The organism is Paenibacillus sp. B1-35 (assembly GCF_050474385.1).
Taxonomy (GTDB): domain Bacteria; phylum Bacillota; class Bacilli; order Paenibacillales; family Paenibacillaceae; genus Paenibacillus_B; species Paenibacillus_B alvei.
On record NZ_JBCHVJ010000003.1, the window covers coordinates 280,649 to 298,436 of the forward strand.

Below are 17,788 nucleotides of genomic sequence, written 5' to 3' on the forward strand. Positions count from 1 at the left end.
TGTAAGGAAGTAAGAAGCAGGCCTCCGAAGAGGTCTGCTTTTTATTCATCCTATGGAACTGATGATTACTTATTGAGATTAAATTGTGCCTAAGAGTTTCATCATGCGATAGAGAATAGAAGCCACTTGCGCGCGAGTGGAGCTTTGATCGGGAGCGAAAGTGTTGTTAGACATGCCATTGATCAATCCTTTATTTACCGCATACGCTACCGCGGCTTGGGCATTCGCCGAAATCCGATCTTTATCCTTGAAGTTTAATTGCACTTTCTCGCCTTGCAGATCGACTTTCATGGCATTGACCATCAATACGACCATTTCTTGGCGGCCCAGGATATCATTTGCCCCTGCCATCGCGACGTAATGACTCCATTCTTTCTCTTGGCCAAGAATACGATCCAAGTGCGCCACGAATTCTGCGCGGGTTATCGTATCGTTCGGAACGAATTTGGATTCGCTTTTTCCGTTGGTTACGTGTTGAGCCGCGATAACTTCGATTTCATGTTTTGCCCAATGGGTTTGAATATCGTCGAACGAAATTTGAACCTCCATCAATTCGAAGGAACCGAGCGTTGACGTCGTAAGTTGAATGTTCCCCGGCTGATGCGCGGCATTGTATCCTACATATCCCCATTTCCCGCTTCCGTCTTGCTGGTATACGCCTACTTTTTGCAAATCGATTACTTTGTTGGACGGCTTAAGGCCGATTTCAATCGGATGGCTCAATTTTCCTTTATCGTTGCCGATCGTTACGATCTTCGATACGATGGTTGTTTGATTTACCGACAGGATCTTCACTTCACCATTGTCAGGATCTTTTACCGATAAGATTAATTTAAAACCTTTTTCACCAATAAAATCAGCCAATGCATCCGCAGGGACTCTGATAGTGAATCCATTGCCGGTAAGGGTCAACCCTTTGCCGGATGCCAGTAGTTTGACGGCCGTAGCTTTGTCGAAGATTGCATCTACACTGTTGTAGTCGTTGAAGCCAATATCGGTAAGGTTCAGCGTGACGTCGGCCGCTTTTGAATCTTTCAACTGGGCGATCAAGGCCTCAGTCGATACGCTTATCGTTGCGAAAGTCATACCCTTATCGTTTTTCTTCATATAGAGCGTGCCCGCTTTTACTTTCTTACCCGATGGTGCAGGAGTCGATGATGAGCTTGGTGTGGAAGTTGATGGCGAGCTTGGAGAAGTCGGTGTTCCTGGATTCGTTGTGCTAGAATCCTTGGTTACGGTGACTGACACCTCGTAAGATTTGCCTTCGTAAGATACAGTGATTGTCGTTTTCCCTGCTCCGACGGCTGTCACCTTGCCGGTATTGCTTACTATAACAATGTTCGTACCAGGTACGCTATACTTTGCATCCTTTGTAACGTCTTTCTTACTTTTATCGCTATACGCCGCGGAGACTGTAAGTTGAGCATCCTTCCCAACTTTAAGAACCACGCTGTCCGGCGATACCGAAATCGACGTTAATTTGACTGGTGTTGTCGTTTCTTCTGTGACAGTAACAGGTGCCTCGTAGGTTTTACCTTCGTAAGATACGGTTACTGTCGTTTCACCTTTTCCTATGGCTGCCACCTTTCCGGTGTCGCTTACCGTAGCAATGGCTGAATGAGCTACACTATAATCAGCATCGTTTGTAACGTCTTTCTTGCTTCCGTCGCTATACACCGCGTTAACCGTAAGCTGAGCATCCTTCCCAACTTTTAGAGCCACGCTGTTCGGCGATACCGAAATGGACGTTAATACAGGATCGACTGGAGTTGTAGTGACGGTAACGGGTACCGAAGCCGATTTCCCTCCATAAGATACCGTTATCGATGTGCTGCCTTCACCTACCGCCGTTACTTTACCATAGACAACGTCTATGACACTCAGATCGTAATCGGTATAGATGGCCCCATACGTAACATCACTAACGGTTACCGGGAATGGCTTGCCGTCGGCGTCAATATATTGAGCCGTTACTGTAAGATCCGCAGTGGAACCGACGCCTAAGGTTAAAGCCTCTGGCTGTACTTTAATTCCGCTTAACACGGGATCTGCGCTAGTAATCGTAACGACTTTCTCCGCATGATTAGCCGCCGCATCATCTACGATCAATTTCAGCTTATTTATTCCGCTTGTTAAACCGTTTAACGTGATTCCGAAGTTTCCATTTTGATCGAGCGTTACCGGTTGCGAAGAAATCAAGTTGTCGTTACTGTCCGATAGTTCGTATTTCATGTGCAAGTTGTCGTTAATGTTGTAATCCAAGTTCAATTCTTTTTCAACGACGGGTCCGAATTTCACGTAAGAATCGTCGATCGAACCGGAGAACTGCAAATTCGAACCCGTGACATTCAGACTGTCGGACGAAACGATTTTAGGCGTGCTCGTCTTGATATATACCGGAAGAAATCCCCTTGCTACGACCGCCGTTTGGGTGGAGTTTAGCGTTGTAATCTGCATGGCATAGACGCTTTCCGGAGCCAACGCGCTCAGGGTTGATCCCGATTGTCCCCACGGATGATATTTACCGGTAAAGTTTAACGTTTTTGCTCCCGTTGTCGTGCTGCCGGTGTTCAAAATCCATCCGATAGAACCGTCTCCGTAAGGTCCGCCAGTTAGATCGTTTAGATCATAAAGTTCAATGTACGTAGCTGCTTGCCTATCGTAGAATTCATATCTCACAGTCGTGCTGTCCAGCTTGCCATCCCCGTTTGGAGAGATATGGTAGCTGTCGATCGTATAGGTCTTCAATCCCGTAGGTGGGGTGAAATTCGCCGCGAAGGGAAGAATTAGATTTGTCGTTCCGTTTGTAATCTTCACGTAACCCAGCATTTCGTTACCGGTTGTTCCAGTCCCTTTCGGAACGTTTAGCGTCACGGTTAAATTTTGTTCATCTGTTAACGTAAAGCTGGACTTGTCGACCGTTACGTTCGAACTCGCTAACGTGCCTGTTGCCGCTTTTGTCGTTTGGATGGATACCGTATAGTTGCTTGGGCTTCCCGTTACGTTTTTGACTAGAATAGACCGCGTTACCGTTGTTGGATTATTCGCATTCGGAAACACGTTGCCGAAGGTGATCGTGCCTTTGATATTGTCATAGGTCTTATTGGAAAAGGTGGTCGGTTCCGATTCATACGCGAGCGCTTCGGTCGTCGCTGCTTTAAGCGGCTGAATACGTCCCGGACCTTGAGCGAATACGTCGTTTTTGGTTACGTCCAGTTGCTTAGCCGTATTCGAAATCGCGACTTTGATATCGAACGGAGTCCAATCCGGATGCTGCGATTTAAGCAAAGCTGCAACCGCTGCTACGTGTGGAGCCGCCATACTCGTTCCTGTAAAACGGTCGTAGGATTCGGTATAGTCAGGCTGAGGCTGTCCTTGATCGGCATAATCTTTGCCATAGGCAGGAATCGATGACATGATGTTGGTTCCTGGAGCGGAGACGTCCGGTTTAATATCAAAGACCGGATTGGTAGGCCCGCGCGAACTGGAATTATTGATATCGTCGCCTAAAGTCGAACCGGTAGTGAATTCTCCGAAGGTAACGGTTCCTGTGTCGTTCGCAAGAGCCTTTCGCAGCGCGCTTCCGTCTGTGTAGGACATATCAAACGTTGGGATGGACGCGAAGGAATCTCCTACAAGAACCCCCGCTGGCCCTGGAGTATTCGTTCCGCTCGAAGAGTTGTGAACAATAACCGCTACGGCACCTGCGCTTTTTGCTGCTGCGATTTTATCCACGAAGGCAATATCTCCGCGGGCAACGAGAGCGACTTTGCCGTTCACATTCAGACCTGTGTAATCCGTCGTTTGGCCTACGCCAGGGATTGCAACGACATCATACGTTCCCGTCAAAATATTTTTCGGTTCTGTGCCGAATTTCCATGCCATCAAATTCATGATATATGGTGTGCTGGTTCCCGCTTTGTCTAGAGTTACGGAAGCCTTTCCAGCCATCGTTTTTTCCGGAACAGTAGAGTTGCCTACCGATATCGCAAAAGCTGCCGTGCCTGGACTGCCGATGGTCCCTCTGTTTGGACCTGAGTTACCCGTAGAAACGACTGCTACCGTGCCCGCTAGAACCGCATTGTTGATGGCGATTGCGTCAGAAGCAACTTGGCTATTGTTAGGTCCGCCCAAAGATAGATTAATAATGTCCATTTGCTCGGCTACGGCTTTATCGATACCCGCAATAACTCCTGAATTCGAGCCGCTCCCGTACGCGCCCAGCACGCGATAGGCATACAATTCAATCGAAGGGGCAAGCCCCTTTATACCAAAAGGGTTCTTGCCTTGAGCAGCAATAGTCCCGGCAACATGGGTTCCATGTTGGGTATTAAAAGGTTCTCCAGTAGTAGGGTGCACCCACGGTCTATTATCAGGGTGATCCAGCGGTGTTGTTTCATACGGATCGTCATCCGCTCTAGCGCGAGCGTATCCCGTCTCAGAACCATCTACTACTTGCGTAATAAAGTTATGTCCGCCTTTATAAACGTCTTTTAATTCCGGATGATAATAATCGATTCCGGTGTCAATAACGCCTACTTTAACTTCTTGGCCTGTATAGCCTAAGGCCCATACGGCTGGAACTTCAAGGAATGGATTACTTGTGTTCATCATTGGATGAACTTCACTATCCGGCAGCTTTGAGGACTCTATCCCTAGAGCGTGGACTTCCACGTCAGGCTCTACCATTTGTACACCGTTCAGCTTAAGCAACTGTTCCACTTGACTTGCTTTTGCCTTAAGAGAGACTCCATTAAATGCATAATTGTATGTAAAGCCTACGCTAGCTTTGATTTTGTTGCTGCTTAATTGGCTAACAAAGCTTTGTTGCTGTTTAGCGATTTTTTGTTTCGTGTTCTGTTCTGAGGCTGCAGTAAATGATTTGCCCTCAAGCATACTCATACCTTTCGCTAGAGCTACCGGGGCTTCGGATAATTGGACGATAACTGAAATTTCCTTGTCGTCGGTAAGGTTTTGTAAATCGGGATGCAGTACTGGCTCTTGACCTTCTGTAAATGTATTCTGATCAACAATCTGCTGCATTTTTGCGCGCACTTCAGGACTCAGTGCCTGCCCCGTCAATTCTGTGTGTGAATCAAATGCGTATGCGGAAATCGGAAACAGTAGGGAAAATAGCGTCAATACGGCTACTAGCAAATGGCTTACAAATAAACGTAGATTCTTCAACCGGCTTTACACTCCTCTTCTATAAATTATAGATAGCACTTACCAGGTTTTTTACACCTCCTTACATATTCTGAAAATGATGGCGGTACAACTAAGAATATATGATACATATTGTATCGTGTCAACGCTTTCATGTTAACGAAATGTAACTAAAATTAAATTTCGTAAAATTAAAAGTAAAAAACGACACTCTATACCAATTTTCGGAGTAGAGTGTCGTTTTTTGGGCTTATTGCCTGCATTGAATATAAATTCGCTTCCAATTAACCAGGTGGTTAACCAAATATAAACGCGTGGAATTTGCATCATATCGGCTGCCTTCGGCTTGCTTCATTTATTCAGCTGCAGCAGCTGTAGTTGCCTTAACTTGGGAAGAACGAGTTAGAGAGAACATGGCACTACCCAGCGCCAGCAGGACGAACAGGCAGCCAACCCATGCATTATTGGCTACTGAGCTCTGTTCAATGACAAGACCGCCCACGACAGAACCGCTTGCAATACCAAGATGAAGTACTGATGAGTTCAGGCTAAGCTGAATGTCAGCCGTATCGGGAGCAGACTGCATGAGATAGCTTTGCTGCGCCGGGGATAATGCCCAACTGAGCGCACTCCAGATCACCATAGCGATCAAGAAGACGTAGAACGATACTTGTGCCGTTAGCGGCAGGACAAACATAATCACCGCGAAGCTCGATACAATAAGCAGAATGGAACGTTTTGTTCCCCACTTATCCGCCAGCAAGCCGCCAAGTCCTCCGCCAGATACGGCTGCCAAGCCGAACAAGAAGTACACGATGCTGGTCATGCCTGGGCTAAGCTGGAACGTCTTCTGTAAATAAGGAGTCAAGTATGCATAGAGAGTCAAATGCCCTGTCAGCATCAAGTACGAAATGAGATGGCCGCTAACTAGCTTCGCACTTTTCAGAGATGCAAGCTGGGTGCGCAAGGTCGTAACCCCGGAAGGAGGTACCTTCGATAAGAAGGCGTAAATCCCGATGATCGCAATTGCCGTTAATCCAACAACAAGCAGGAACGGTGCTCGCCATCCGTACGCATTCCCGATAACCATGCCAATAGGAACCCCTAAGACAAGTGAACCGCTGATGCCCATGTAGATTACGCCAATGGCGCGTCCTTTATATTCCGGTTGGACGAGCTTCGAGGCAATTGTGATCGACAACACGACAAGCAGCGAGCCGCTGGATGCAGACAAGGCTCTGGCCGCGAGCAATGTTGCATAATTCGAGCTGAACGCTACGATAAGATTCGAGATCAGGAAAATGAACAAAAAGACAATATACAATTTTTTGCGCTCAAATTTGGCCGTGAGATTCATTAATATAGGCGCCGATACAGCAAAAGCAATCGAGAAGATTGTAATCAGCTGCCCGGCTGCACTGACGGAAATGTTCAAATCCGAGGCAATCTGATCGAGGATTCCTCCAATAATGAGTTCTACCGTACCGACCACGAATGCCGCTACTGCTAAAATATATACACGAAAATTCAAAAGAGACATTCCTTTCTGTTTTGGATAAAAAGTTACTACTATTATAGTAACCTTATTGATTGTATGCAACAGAAAAGTATTCCTGCGTGTCCAATCTGTTGTGCTCTATAAGACGCGAACAAGCCGGTCCAAGATGAAGCATCCTGGCCGGCTTGCTTATTTGCAGCATCGATTGCATTCATTACGATGTCCTGGTTGAACGAAAGGCGTACTGGAAGGCATTCAGCAGCTTGGCGAATGCGCGCTTGCGGATTTGTCCGTAGGTTACGGCGCTGATTGGGGGATCGAATCGGAAATTGTATACCTTCGTATCCGTCATGCGGGCTTCCTTCATATATCGCTCGCGGATAAGCAGTTGCTCGTCCGGCTCCAATTCGTGCACGATGGATTCAATCAATTCGCAAAACGCCAGACATTCGCTTGCTTTATCTGTATTATAGACCGCTACAGCGGCAGTTGGGTCGCCGACCCGGTTGGTCGCGCCATTTTCTCTCGCTTCATAATTCGTTGTAATGCGCGCTTCGCGAACTGTGAACCTCATCACTTTACACATTCTGTATTTGGCAAATACCTCATCAATTCGTGCTTTTGCTTGCTTCACATCCATCGCTTCATGCTCTGGCATGTCCAAGAACCCCATCATCATTAGGCAAGGCCTCCTTCGTTTCCATTCATACTCGAGGTTGTGTACTTCCTATTTATCTATTGGGTCCAGCATCGAAATGGAACACCGTGGGCAGGTATTCCCATTATACCACAAAAACAGGAACATGTGTTCTTGTAAATAATTAAAAACAAATCAAAAAGAAACTATAAAACGAGTTTAAAGCAAACGTATGTTCGCCGTTTTATACTATTAACGTGGACATCGTGAGCAGAAAGGATGCTGCATTAATTGTTTTCAAGCAAGCAGTATGACGCTCAACTCAGATGTCCGACTAGCAAATTAGCAATAAAAACTTTAGCAATTTTCCCAGTAGATGAAGGGAGGTGATGTGAATTGATTGTATATCGCGACATCGTAGAACGATGGCTCTTGCCCATGGGGAAGGCATTGAACATGCCGATTGTTCCCTTGGACGGCCTAAGGGCAGATCAGACGGAACCGCTTATCGCGTATGACGTGGCTGAGCCCTACATTGATTGCTCGCCGCATCATGCGGAGTCAGAGGGGATGATCGAGAAGGTCATCGAAATGGAGTGGCTTCTTCTCATTTGCTCCAAAGAACGCATGGATATGGCGGAACGCTGCCGAGATTTGCTCGGCTGGCAGTGGACGGAAGGGTTGGAGTGCTTGACGACAATCCCAGCCGTGCAGGTGCATATTGGGCCCGCGCAGTGGAAGACGGAGCCGACTGCCGGACTAGGTCTCCACATTAGGCTCCGAATGAAGGATCGCTTTGAGCGAACCATTACGTTCATTGAAAAAGTGGAATTACAACGAAACGAAAAGAAGGAGTGATTGTTCATGTCTATTCAAGATGTGCAAGTAACGATTGATTTACAAAAGCCTACAGGTCGGTTGTCCTTCGGAATGCCGCTTATTATCGGGAAAAAGACCGGAGGTTCTGCCTATAAAGAATATGGGGATCTAAAGGCAGTCAAGGATGATTTCGCGGATACGACGGTGGAATACAAAATGGCGGAGGCGCTCTTTGGACAAGGTGACCGCTCACCGGCTCGCATTGCGATTACAGCTTGTGATGAGAATGAAGAACCGGTAGTTCGCCTTCGTTCTGTATTCGATAACGGCTGGTACTATCTGCTCTCCTCCGATAACAGTGAAGCTGTAGTTGAGGCATTGGCCGCAGAAATAGAGAAGGAAGATTACCGTCTGTTCTTTACCCGTGCTGCTGATAAGACAAAGCTTCAAGCGCTGAAGTCCAAGGCCTATACGCGAACGGTCGTGTTCTATCACACGGATGCCGCGGTATACCCAGAAGCTGCGCTCGTAGGTTCGGTTGGTTCCGCTGAAGTTGGCTCTGTGACGTGGAAGTTCAAGAAGTGCACAGGAATCGAGGCGATGAAGGTAACGGCTGGCGAGTTGATGGAAATCCACGACAGCGGCGCGATTACGTACGTGAACAAGCAGGGTGAGGCCCGCACTTCGGAAGGCAAGACGCTGTCCGGTGAGTATATCGACGTCATTATGGCGCGTGATTATGTGCGTGCCCGCATGGAAATGCAAATTCAGAATTTGCTTAATCAATCGAGCAAAATTCCGTACACGGATGCAGGAATTGTCCAAATCGAGAGTGCGGTCATTAATGTGCTGTTGGAATCTTCCCGTATGGGCATCATCGCGACAGACGACAGCGGCGAGCCGTTGTTCGGTACGTCCTTCTTGCAGCGCAATGAGGTGAATCCAACCGATCGCGCGAATCGCGAATACCGCGGCGGCTCGTTCTGGTTCGAGATCGCGGGCGCGGTGCATCAGGTGAAGGTGAACGGTGTTATCCGCTTTTAGTGGATCACTTTCCATCACGAAGCATGACGCTTCGATTTCTTGCAACCTTCTTGGTGCTAAAAGTGATTTGTTTATCACAAAACATTTTCTATTAAAGGATGGTGCTTATCTATGAGTATCGGTATTTATGATGCAAAGCAAGTTTCTGTAACAATCAACAACGGTTACCTTACGGGATTCGGCGAAAATACATTCGTTTCCTGTGAAAAGGACGAGGAGCAGACGGTTGCGCATGTTGGTGCGCGCGGCGAGGTAGCGATTGCCCATAAGAACAATCCGCTCGGAACAATTAAGTTGACATTGATGTCGACGTCGCCTCAGCTTCCGCTCCTGTATCGTCTTGCACGCGAGAAGAAGTTGTTCCAAATTTGGGTGAAGTCCAACAATCAACCAAATGAAACGATCGGCGGTACGCAGGCTGTTGTGAAAAAGGTTCCGGCGGCTACGTACGGCTCGGAGCTTGAGGATCGTGAATTTGAAATCCAAGTGCTCGACTATACGCATCGAACAGAATAGTGAATTTTAATTTTCAATAAAAAAGGATTCGGAAAGGGTGGCTACTTGTGAGCAAGCAAAAGACAGTAACGATCGAAACTGAGGAATATGTGCTGCAGCATCCGGGCGCGCGGGCGCTCATGCGATTGTATGATGCAGCATTGAAGGCAGACGGGGGGTGGAAGCTGGAAGCGTCGATGGACTTTTTCCTCCAACATGTCATCGTGTCTCCGCGCCTAAGCTGGGAAGGTCTTGAAGAGAAGACCGATCTGATGACGCCGCTCTGGCTCGAGTGTGCGCGCTTCTTGGGCATGGTCGATACACCCTTGGAATCCGAATCATCCGACGTATAAGCAATCCATCTCCCGCAATCCGCTCCGGCAATTGTTCTGGCGTGTCGTCCTGAACAGCCGGGGCGGCATTACGTATGCAGAAGCGAGCGGCATGAGCATTGAGGAATTGTGCGAAGCCGCCGCCGCTGTGGAATGGATGTACGGGAAAGGAGGGAGTTAACCCAATGGATGATCGGATCTCCAAAAATATTCACCGCGAACTGCGCACAATGAACGGGAAGCTCGATGAGATGGGCGTTGTCTCCCGCATATTGACGGACAGCATTAAGGAACAAACTGCGGAGATGAAGCGAAAAGCAAGACAGAAGACGCCGAAGATAGGGGGGCTCGCTGTAGCTTCGGCCTCTTCCTCTGCTTCCGCTTCTGCAGAAAGCAATTTTTCTGCCAAAATGAGCACGATGATCACTGCCTTGCAAAGACAAGTGATGTCTTTAAGTGTAACGAATTCACCTACCGTTTCGGTAACGACGAATGTGGATGCATCACTTTCCGGCGAGGTTAAGATTGAGAACACGAATGAGCTTGCTGTGTCCATCGCTCAGCAGTTGTCCTCTTCGCTGTCGCAGCAGCTGTCGGCAACCCTTGCTTCCGTGCAGTCCCAAAGCATATCTGCCTTGGTGCAGGTCAGCACCACGGTAAATGGCAAGTCGGGGAAGAAAGAAGAGAACAAATCGAAGTCCTTGCTGGATTGGCTGCAGTCTGGTTTCAATTTTGTGTACCAATTGAATGATGAGGTCACGAAGATTAGGGATGCGAAAGAGAATACGAAGCTTGTAAAAGAATTCCTCCAGAAAGAAAAAAATGAGAAGAGTGGAGATTCTTCGAAGTGCTGCTGTACTGGAGATTCTGGCGGTACCGGCAGTGGGGAAGGAAGCGACGTTTCAGCTGCGGACGAAACTTCCGAGAAGAAGAAGGATAAACGGAAAAAGAAAAGAGGAACAAACAGAAGATTAAGTCAAGCGAAGTATGGCAAAAGACGTGCGAATAAAACGATAAGCAGATCAAAAAGTAAGAACTTTGAAAGACCGACATATAAGAAGAAAAATGATTTCAGAGAACTGGGGAGGGCATCTCAAGGCCAGAATAGAGCCGTTGGAAATTCCCCGCATAAGAATCTTGGACAAGCCGCGAATGCAGGAAATGGAGGAAAAGGATCTCCCGCTGCGGGATCATCTGCAGGACAGAAGCTGTCAGCGTCCCCGGCACTTAACCCTCAACAGGATCTTGGCAAGGCTGTCTCAGGAACAGGTACGCAAGGGCAAGGTACTCCACAGAACAATCCGCAAACAAGCGGCAGTAAATCCGGATCAGCACCTGGGAAGAACGCTGGCGGCGGATTGTTGGGTAAAGCAAAAAAGTATCGTAAATGGGGGATACTTGGGGCGGCAGTCGGGAGTGTATCGATGAGATTGTTCGGAGGGGGGGAGAAAGCGGAGGAAGAGGGGAACTCAGATTCCACTACTGTCCAGACATCGGCTGTTATTCAATCAACGGCTGAAACCGTTCAAACCGTTCAATCTATGTCCGAAGCAGCTAAGGCAGCCTCGACTGCTTCCAACGCGAGTAAGGTAGCCTCTGCAACGAAAAAGGTTGGCTGGCTAGGAAAGTTGTTAAAAGGCGCTCGTACAGTAAGCAAGGCAACAAGATTTTTGAGATGGAATCCTGTTGGATTTCTGGGCGGACTAGCAGTAGATGCTGGCCTATGGGCAGCAGAGAAGTTTTTACTCCCCAAGGACGAAGAGAACCAAGACAACGAGAACATTGAGGATGACAAGAAGAAAACTTCTGCCATGGTGAGATCCAACATATTTGCAAAGAACCGTGTGCTAGCTGCTTCTACATCTTCAACTTCACATCCGTTTTCTGGATCACGTGGAAGTTTCGGGCCGGCACCAGATTCAGACCCATCCGGAACAATGACATTGACTTCCTCTGCATCAAATGACCAAACGCTAAATATGCCTGGGACTAGCCCAGCAGCAAGCGGCAGTATGGAAGTCAGCGCGAACAGCAATGTCACGATGAACTTGAATGTGAACGGCTACATTGATAACCGCATGATAGAAGAGATTAAACGGATCGCGCGCGAGCAATACGATGCTTCTTTCCGAGCGTTCCAGCGGAGCATTGAAGACAAGCTGCCGAAACCGAAGCCATTCCCGAGGCCGCAGGTGGCGGAAGGAGGAATGATGTCCTATTAATACGCGAAAAAGCAAATTAGGCGGAGTAGAACTGTTCGTCATCTCGGAGGAACCGGAATATTCGGTGCAGGTGAGCAGTCACAATGTGGAGAAGGGCGGCACCATTACGGATCACATCCAGAGGGATACAGCAAGTCTGCATCTGGAAGGGTTGCTGATCGGGCCGCAGGCAGCCAATTTCAAGCAGCGTTTGGTGAAGGCAATGAATGAGGGCAAGCTGCTGCAATATACAGGCCGCAATATGATGCTGAACTGTGTTATCACCAGCTTGCGCACCTCCCATGACAGCTCGATTGCCAATGGCATGTCCTTCACGATGTCATTGAAGCAGGTCAACATCGTCAAACCAGCGTATAGCAAGCTGCCACCAAAGAAAAAGGCGGCCGTGAAGCCGAAGAGTCGTTCCGGCAAGCGGAATACATCCTATCGTCCGAAGCCGGAATCGCATACAGTACGCAACGGGCAATCCGTAAAAGATATTGCAACTTATTATAGTGTTAGTGAAACGATCATTCGGTCAGTCAACCAGCTTGTCATTCCAGGGGTGCCATTGATGCCAGGAATGTCTATTATGCTTAGTGCTGCCCAGAAGACGAAGAAAAAGACCTTTGCATCAGGCGGTGGCGGCAGGCAATATATACAGGATCGGTAAGGCTAGGAAGCTTCAGAAAGGAGGAGAAGGATGGCGATCATCGGGATCGACAAAGATCTTGTTCCTTACTCATTTGATATGGATTTGGGCGATCGAACCTATACGTTCGAAGTGCGCTACAACTCCACCCATGATTATTTTACGGTGGATTTATCGGAAGGGGATACTCCGTTGGCGCTTGGCGTAAAGCTGGTCTGGGGAGTGCCGCTGTTCGTCAGTATGGAGACGCGGGAGTTCCCGCTCGAGCTCATCGTCCCTTATGGGGATAATCCGGAAGAACAGATTACGTGGGATACGCTTGGAAGGTCTGTTCATCTGCACTTGGGGGATGACGATGGAATACTTATTTAATCGCGGGTGTGAAATTTTAATTGGCGGCTATCGATTCAACTACGGTGATCTGACGATGAACGTTCACGTGGATTTTGATGATAACCATGAACCAAATGAATCCACCGTGGAGCTGTATAACTTGTCCAAGCATACGCTGGCGAACATTCGCACGGGGATGCGAGTCATTGTAAATGCGGGGTACGGCAAGGATCTAGGCACTGTGCTTCAGGGCAACATTGTTGAGGTGCGAACGAAACGGGAGCAGATGGATCGGGTGACGACGATTCAAGTGAAGGATGATTTGACGGTGTCCGTATACGAGATGGCACATACGTATCGGCCGGGCACGAAGGCTAGTGAGATCATTCATGATTTGCTAAGTCGGGTGCAAATTCCGCATGGAGCTGTGCAGCTCGGTTCTAATCATTCTTATATGAAGGGATTCGTTGTGAAAGGCGATCCAGTTGCGTCGATACGCCGGGCAGCTCGTGACTGCAACACAGAGGTATTTACACGGCAAGGCAAGCTGTATTTCAAACCGCTTGCAGGTGCCGGATTAGAGGTAACTGGTATTGTTCTCTTATCCGCAGACAGCGGGTTAATTGACAGCCCGCAATCATATGAAGAGGACAAGGTTAAAGGTGTTCGCGTGACGTCACTCTTGAATTATCGGTTGTATGCAGATGCGCAGCTTCGATTAGTTAGTGAGGATTTTGACGGCGTGTATCGAGTGAAGCGGGGCAAGCATATCATTTCGATGGATCAATTCGTGACGGAAGTGGATTTAGTCAAAATTTAGTTTCGAGGTTCCAGTTGATATAGGACTAGCGAATAAAAAGCGACGAGGAGGTGACGCTATGGGCGCGAATCGAGCAGTTAGTGCGTTGGAAGCCTGGATGGATCATAAAATGTCGGGAACGGCAGGGGCACAGCTAGGCACGATTGTAAGCATGGGAACGGGGACGGCTGATGTGGAGCTGGAAGGCGAGACCGGCCTTATTCGTTATCAATTGCCGATTTTAGAGCAGGCAGCAGACATCGTAATCGAAAGCGGAAGCCGCGTACTGGTTGTATTTACAGAGGCTAATAAGGGGGGCGGCGTCATTGTCGGAAAGGTGGCTGGAGGATGAGGACTTGGGCGCTTCATGATGGAGATCTTCAACTATCAGATGGACAAATTGCTTGGATCGATGGGCGTGAGGAACTGGCGCAAGCGGTTCGCATCCGATTAGGTACTCGCTTGGGCGAGTATTTTTTTGCGCCGGATATGGGGCTGGATCAGGAGCGAATGGTAGGCAAGCAGGCAGATGAGGATACCATTCGCGAGGCAATTATGCGCATCCTTATGGATGAACCCCGCATTCAATCGGTTGAGGATGTTGAAGTGACGTTAGATAAGCATTCGCGTACGGCTCAAGTACGCCTAGTCATGACAAGCTCTGAAGGAGAGGAGGTTGAGCTTATCTATGCTGACGGCAGCGGGATTGAAGCGTAAAACCTATCACGAAATTTATGAGGAAATGGTGGAGGATCTGGGCAAGCAGCTCGGACAGGACATCAATACATCGGAAACATCGCCGCTTGGCATGATGATGCAGCTCTTTGCATGGCATTTGTCTGTGCTGTGGGAGGATGTCGAGCAGGTATACCACGAGTCGTACATTCAATATGCAACAGGAGTTCAGTTGGATGCCCTGGCCGTATTTTATGGGCTGCGCCGCAAGCTGGAACAGGCGGCCTACGGGGAAATCAAGCTGACAGGCATTCCGAAGTATACCGTTCCAGCAGGACTACAGGTTGGTACCAAATCAGGCGTGTGGTTCATGACGGCTGATGATTGCGTACTGGACGATTCAGGCAATGGAGAAGTTGCTGTTGTAGCAATTGTGCCGGGCATTATCGGCAATGTGCCTGCTGGCTCCATTACGGAAATGCTCACTTCCGTGAAGGAGATTACGAGTATTACAAATCCGGCCAGTATGGCAGAGGGACGTGAGCGGGAAAATGACGTCGAATTCCGCGACCGATTGCGCGCCGCGCGTGATGGCAGCCATGCTGCAACCGTGGACGCAATTGTATCCGCTCTGCTGCAAATTCCAGACGTGAAATCAGCGGCTGTACGCGTGAATGATACGATGCAGACGAACGACGAAGGCATTCCAGCGAAGTCGATTCGTACGTATGTGTATGGGGGTCAGGATGAGCGGATCGCGCAGACGATTTTTGAGAAAAAAGCAGCGGGTATTGGAACAGACGGAACGAAAACCGTAAAGGTGCGCGATGTCAGCGGCGGTGAGCATGATGTGCGCTTCAGCCGCATGAAGCTGCTCGATGCTCATATTGAGGCCGAAGTAAAGGCAACATCGAGTTTTTCTTCTCGTGGGAAGGAGGACATCGTCACGGCGATTGCACAGTATATTGGCGGCGTTGGCGCGGATCAGCAGGATTATACGGGGCTTCCGCAAGGCTCACGCATCGTGTACAGTCGTTTGCTGGCAGCCATTCAGAATGTGGCTGGCGTCGAGGAAGTTATTGAGCTGAAGGTGAAGCTCGGCGATGGCGAATTCGTCAGCGGAAACGTGAGCATTCCGCTGTATGAAGTGGCAAGAGTGGCGCCTGAACGGATAAAGGTGGCGGTGAGCTATGTTTAAGCTGCCAGAGGTAATGGAGCTGCTTCCGGATGTCATTGTGAAGGAAGGCAGCCGCTTCGCTCAGCTTGTAAACGTATGGTTGAAGCAAATGAATGAGCTAAGCAGCACGATCCAGCGAATATCGGAATGGAGAAGCATCGAACAGGCAGAAGGTGCCGCGCTTGATGAAATCGGCGGCAATTTGGGACAAGCGCGCGGTCAAGCGACCGACGAGGTGTATCGTTTGCTCCTGCGCTCTAAGCTCGCTCGCATGAATTCAAGCGGAAGTTTGGATTCTGTCATCGAGGTGCTTGCCCTAGCTCTTCAAGCAGCACCGGACGAGTTCCGCATCGCGGAGCAATACGATGACCCCATTCAACCGGAGCCCGCAGCGATTCAGGTTACGGAAGTGCCTTATGAGAAGTTGAATGGGGTCGGACTAAGTCCATCGCAATTCGTTTCACTCGTTGAGAGTCTCGTCGCGGCTGGTGTCCGCGTGACGCAGGTCGGCCTGACCGGTTCGTTCGAGCTGGCCTCTGCCTACGATGCGCTTGAACAATCCGAGTACGGCCTTGCTGATGAGACAATGACCGTAGGTGGCACGCTGGGTGATTTTTATGTGCCGGGGAATGACTATACGTTGCCCGTGTAGAGTGATAGTTCAATAGAGTAGTTGAAATTTTTTCGCTAACAACATATCAATATTTATTCAAAGTCATCCATATTAAAATAAATGACTTTGTTATTGAAAAATTCTATTTACTAAGGAAACTATCTCAACAACTAGGATTAGCATGTTCATGCTCTTAATTTACTAGGAACCATTACGAATGAAAAATGAGGTGACGATTCATGGCGTTTGAAAAAGAGCTTCCACAATGGAAGGAAAAAGGGGTCAAGCCCCCGCAAAGCAAGCTGGACGAAGGCTGGAAAGTACAGGACAAGCCTCCCGCAGCGTGGCTGAACTGGCAAATGAATAAGACGTACGAAGCTTTAAAAGAAGTGCAGGAGAAGGCAGCGGAGAAGACTGAGGTAGCTTCAGCAATCGAGGATACGAAGAAGTACACGGATCAAAAAGTAGGGGAATTAGGTACACATGCGGGTGATGCTACAAAGCATATCACTGCAGCCGAACGTAATGCATGGAATGCAAAAGAGACGCCAGAAGGTGCTCAAGCTAAGGCTAATCAGGCTGAGTCGAATGCAAAAGTATATACAGACAGCAAACCTTGGCAAAAACATCAAGTTACCGAAGGGGTTAATGCTAAGGTTGTAGCAGACTTAAATACAGACTTACTTACTGGGTGGTATATGGGTGCCGACATGGTTGGTGCGCCAACTAATGAATGGCACTATGTTGAACATATTCGCCACAATGAACTTTGGTGCGTGCAAAATGCATATTGTTTTAATAGAAATAGTTATTATACGAGAGCTAAGAGAAACGGCTCATGGGGAGCTTGGTCACAAGATCTTTTTCAATCTGGCGTTGACGCGAAAAATCGCATAGCGGGTGCAATCAACGCCAAGGGAGTACCAGCATCCGCATCGGATGATTTTGCTACGCTAGCTGCAAAAATCGGACATATAAAAACAGAGTTGAAGCATGAAGGTAGAAATAGTGAAACATGGGATAAAATAGATGTTGAAAATTTGGCTTTTGAACCATCTATAGTTATTGCCAAGGCGACTTTTTATCTACGTGATCCAGGGTTCTGGATTAAAAGTTACGTTGAACTTGTTTTCATAAAGGGACAAAACAATAGTGCTGGTACAACTACAGATTGCTATGTCAACTCTGAAAAGTACGCAAATTTTAGCGCAGACATTGAGTGGGCGCCAAATGGATTTATGATTACTGGAAGAAGAGGATATGGACATTTTGATCAACAGGTTTTAAATTTCCAAAGTTGGGAGGCTTTTGGATATTGATTAGGTCCTCGCGTTATCGCGAGGGCTC

The 17,788-nt window shown here is 48.2% G+C and carries 16 protein-coding genes; 13 read left to right on the top strand and 3 right to left on the bottom strand.

Annotated elements, in window-relative coordinates:
* Positions 1-78 precede the first annotated feature (78 nt).
* The 3 genes from ACQ5BJ_RS13070 to ACQ5BJ_RS13080 all read right to left on the bottom strand — a co-directional run bounded on the left by ACQ5BJ_RS13070 (position 79) and on the right by ACQ5BJ_RS13080 (position 7,343).
* Positions 79-5,187 carry a S8 family serine peptidase gene (locus tag ACQ5BJ_RS13070; protein ID WP_430110665.1) on the bottom strand — a complete coding sequence of 1,703 codons (5,109 nt, stop codon included), beginning with the start codon at positions 5,185-5,187 and terminating at the stop codon, positions 79-81.
* A 334-nt stretch (positions 5,188-5,521) separates the two neighbouring features.
* Positions 5,522-6,706, bottom strand: coding sequence for an MFS transporter (locus tag ACQ5BJ_RS13075; RefSeq protein WP_268599453.1), 1,185 nt, complete (start codon positions 6,704-6,706; stop codon positions 5,522-5,524).
* A gap of 172 nt (positions 6,707-6,878) precedes the next feature.
* The gene (locus ACQ5BJ_RS13080) at positions 6,879-7,343 is read right to left on the bottom strand and encodes an ArpU family phage packaging/lysis transcriptional regulator (protein ID WP_268622990.1); all 465 of its coding nucleotides are present in this window, start codon (positions 7,341-7,343) and stop codon (positions 6,879-6,881) included.
* A gap of 354 nt (positions 7,344-7,697) precedes the next feature.
* Between ACQ5BJ_RS13080 and ACQ5BJ_RS13085 the strand changes: the two genes are divergently transcribed.
* From ACQ5BJ_RS13085 to ACQ5BJ_RS13145, 13 genes are all read left to right on the top strand, one after another.
* Complete coding sequence (locus tag ACQ5BJ_RS13085; protein ID WP_005544040.1) at positions 7,698-8,159, top strand: hypothetical protein; 462 nt, start codon at positions 7,698-7,700, stop codon at positions 8,157-8,159.
* 6 nt (positions 8,160-8,165) lie between these two features.
* Positions 8,166-9,164: a DUF3383 family protein gene (locus ACQ5BJ_RS13090; protein WP_005544039.1), complete on the top strand. Its 999-nt coding sequence runs from the start codon at positions 8,166-8,168 to the stop codon at positions 9,162-9,164.
* A 111-nt stretch (positions 9,165-9,275) separates the two neighbouring features.
* Positions 9,276-9,680, top strand: a complete 405-nt coding sequence (locus ACQ5BJ_RS13095) for a phage structural protein (RefSeq protein ID WP_163975139.1) — start codon at positions 9,276-9,278, stop codon at positions 9,678-9,680.
* Positions 9,681-9,727: 47 nt separating this feature from the next.
* On the top strand, positions 9,728-10,012 hold the full coding sequence (locus ACQ5BJ_RS13100; RefSeq protein WP_005542653.1) for a hypothetical protein: 285 nt from the start codon (positions 9,728-9,730) through the stop codon (positions 10,010-10,012).
* A gap of 164 nt (positions 10,013-10,176) precedes the next feature.
* Positions 10,177-12,213 (top strand): hypothetical protein, encoded by a 2,037-nt coding sequence (locus ACQ5BJ_RS13105; RefSeq protein ID WP_430110661.1) that lies wholly within the window; start codon positions 10,177-10,179, stop codon positions 12,211-12,213.
* 40 nt (positions 12,214-12,253) lie between these two features.
* Entirely contained in the window at positions 12,254-12,865 is a 612-nt protein-coding gene (locus ACQ5BJ_RS13110) for a LysM peptidoglycan-binding domain-containing protein (RefSeq protein ID WP_430113404.1), read from the top strand.
* Positions 12,866-12,895: 30 nt separating this feature from the next.
* Positions 12,896-13,216, top strand: coding sequence for a phage baseplate plug family protein (locus tag ACQ5BJ_RS13115; RefSeq protein ID WP_005542640.1), 321 nt, complete (start codon positions 12,896-12,898; stop codon positions 13,214-13,216).
* Entirely contained in the window at positions 13,200-13,997 is a 798-nt protein-coding gene (locus ACQ5BJ_RS13120; protein ID WP_005542639.1) for a phage protein, read from the top strand. The genes ACQ5BJ_RS13115 and ACQ5BJ_RS13120 overlap by 17 nt, the downstream gene beginning before the upstream one ends.
* Positions 13,998-14,055: 58 nt before the next feature.
* Positions 14,056-14,328 (top strand): hypothetical protein, encoded by a 273-nt coding sequence (locus ACQ5BJ_RS13125; protein ID WP_005542638.1) that lies wholly within the window; start codon positions 14,056-14,058, stop codon positions 14,326-14,328.
* Positions 14,325-14,693 (top strand): DUF2634 domain-containing protein, encoded by a 369-nt coding sequence (locus ACQ5BJ_RS13130; RefSeq protein ID WP_430110658.1) that lies wholly within the window; start codon positions 14,325-14,327, stop codon positions 14,691-14,693. Before ACQ5BJ_RS13125 ends, ACQ5BJ_RS13130 begins: the two co-directional genes overlap by 4 nt.
* Positions 14,665-15,849 (top strand): baseplate J/gp47 family protein, encoded by a 1,185-nt coding sequence (locus ACQ5BJ_RS13135; RefSeq protein ID WP_005542636.1) that lies wholly within the window; start codon positions 14,665-14,667, stop codon positions 15,847-15,849. Before ACQ5BJ_RS13130 ends, ACQ5BJ_RS13135 begins: the two co-directional genes overlap by 29 nt.
* Positions 15,842-16,480 (top strand): hypothetical protein, encoded by a 639-nt coding sequence (locus tag ACQ5BJ_RS13140; protein WP_430110655.1) that lies wholly within the window; start codon positions 15,842-15,844, stop codon positions 16,478-16,480. Before ACQ5BJ_RS13135 ends, ACQ5BJ_RS13140 begins: the two co-directional genes overlap by 8 nt.
* A gap of 200 nt (positions 16,481-16,680) precedes the next feature.
* Positions 16,681-17,760: a pyocin knob domain-containing protein gene (locus ACQ5BJ_RS13145; protein ID WP_005542631.1), complete on the top strand. Its 1,080-nt coding sequence runs from the start codon at positions 16,681-16,683 to the stop codon at positions 17,758-17,760.
* The last annotated feature ends 28 nt before the right edge of the window (positions 17,761-17,788 follow it).

Coding starts and splice junctions, on each gene's coding strand:
- ACQ5BJ_RS13075 (WP_268599453.1), bottom strand. CDS start 6,706: ATGTCTCTTTTGAATTTTCGTGTATATATTTTAGCAGTAGCGGCATTC.
- ACQ5BJ_RS13135 (WP_005542636.1), top strand. CDS start 14,665: ATGCTGACGGCAGCGGGATTGAAGCGTAAAACCTATCACGAAATTTAT.
- ACQ5BJ_RS13145 (WP_005542631.1), top strand. CDS start 16,681: ATGGCGTTTGAAAAAGAGCTTCCACAATGGAAGGAAAAAGGGGTCAAG.
- ACQ5BJ_RS13090 (WP_005544039.1), top strand. CDS start 8,166: ATGTCTATTCAAGATGTGCAAGTAACGATTGATTTACAAAAGCCTACA.
- ACQ5BJ_RS13130 (WP_430110658.1), top strand. CDS start 14,325: ATGAGGACTTGGGCGCTTCATGATGGAGATCTTCAACTATCAGATGGA.
- ACQ5BJ_RS13095 (WP_163975139.1), top strand. CDS start 9,276: ATGAGTATCGGTATTTATGATGCAAAGCAAGTTTCTGTAACAATCAAC.
- ACQ5BJ_RS13115 (WP_005542640.1), top strand. CDS start 12,896: ATGGCGATCATCGGGATCGACAAAGATCTTGTTCCTTACTCATTTGAT.
- ACQ5BJ_RS13105 (WP_430110661.1), top strand. CDS start 10,177: ATGGATGATCGGATCTCCAAAAATATTCACCGCGAACTGCGCACAATG.
- ACQ5BJ_RS13140 (WP_430110655.1), top strand. CDS start 15,842: ATGTTTAAGCTGCCAGAGGTAATGGAGCTGCTTCCGGATGTCATTGTG.
- ACQ5BJ_RS13120 (WP_005542639.1), top strand. CDS start 13,200: ATGGAATACTTATTTAATCGCGGGTGTGAAATTTTAATTGGCGGCTAT.
- ACQ5BJ_RS13080 (WP_268622990.1), bottom strand. CDS start 7,343: ATGATGATGGGGTTCTTGGACATGCCAGAGCATGAAGCGATGGATGTG.
- ACQ5BJ_RS13125 (WP_005542638.1), top strand. CDS start 14,056: ATGGGCGCGAATCGAGCAGTTAGTGCGTTGGAAGCCTGGATGGATCAT.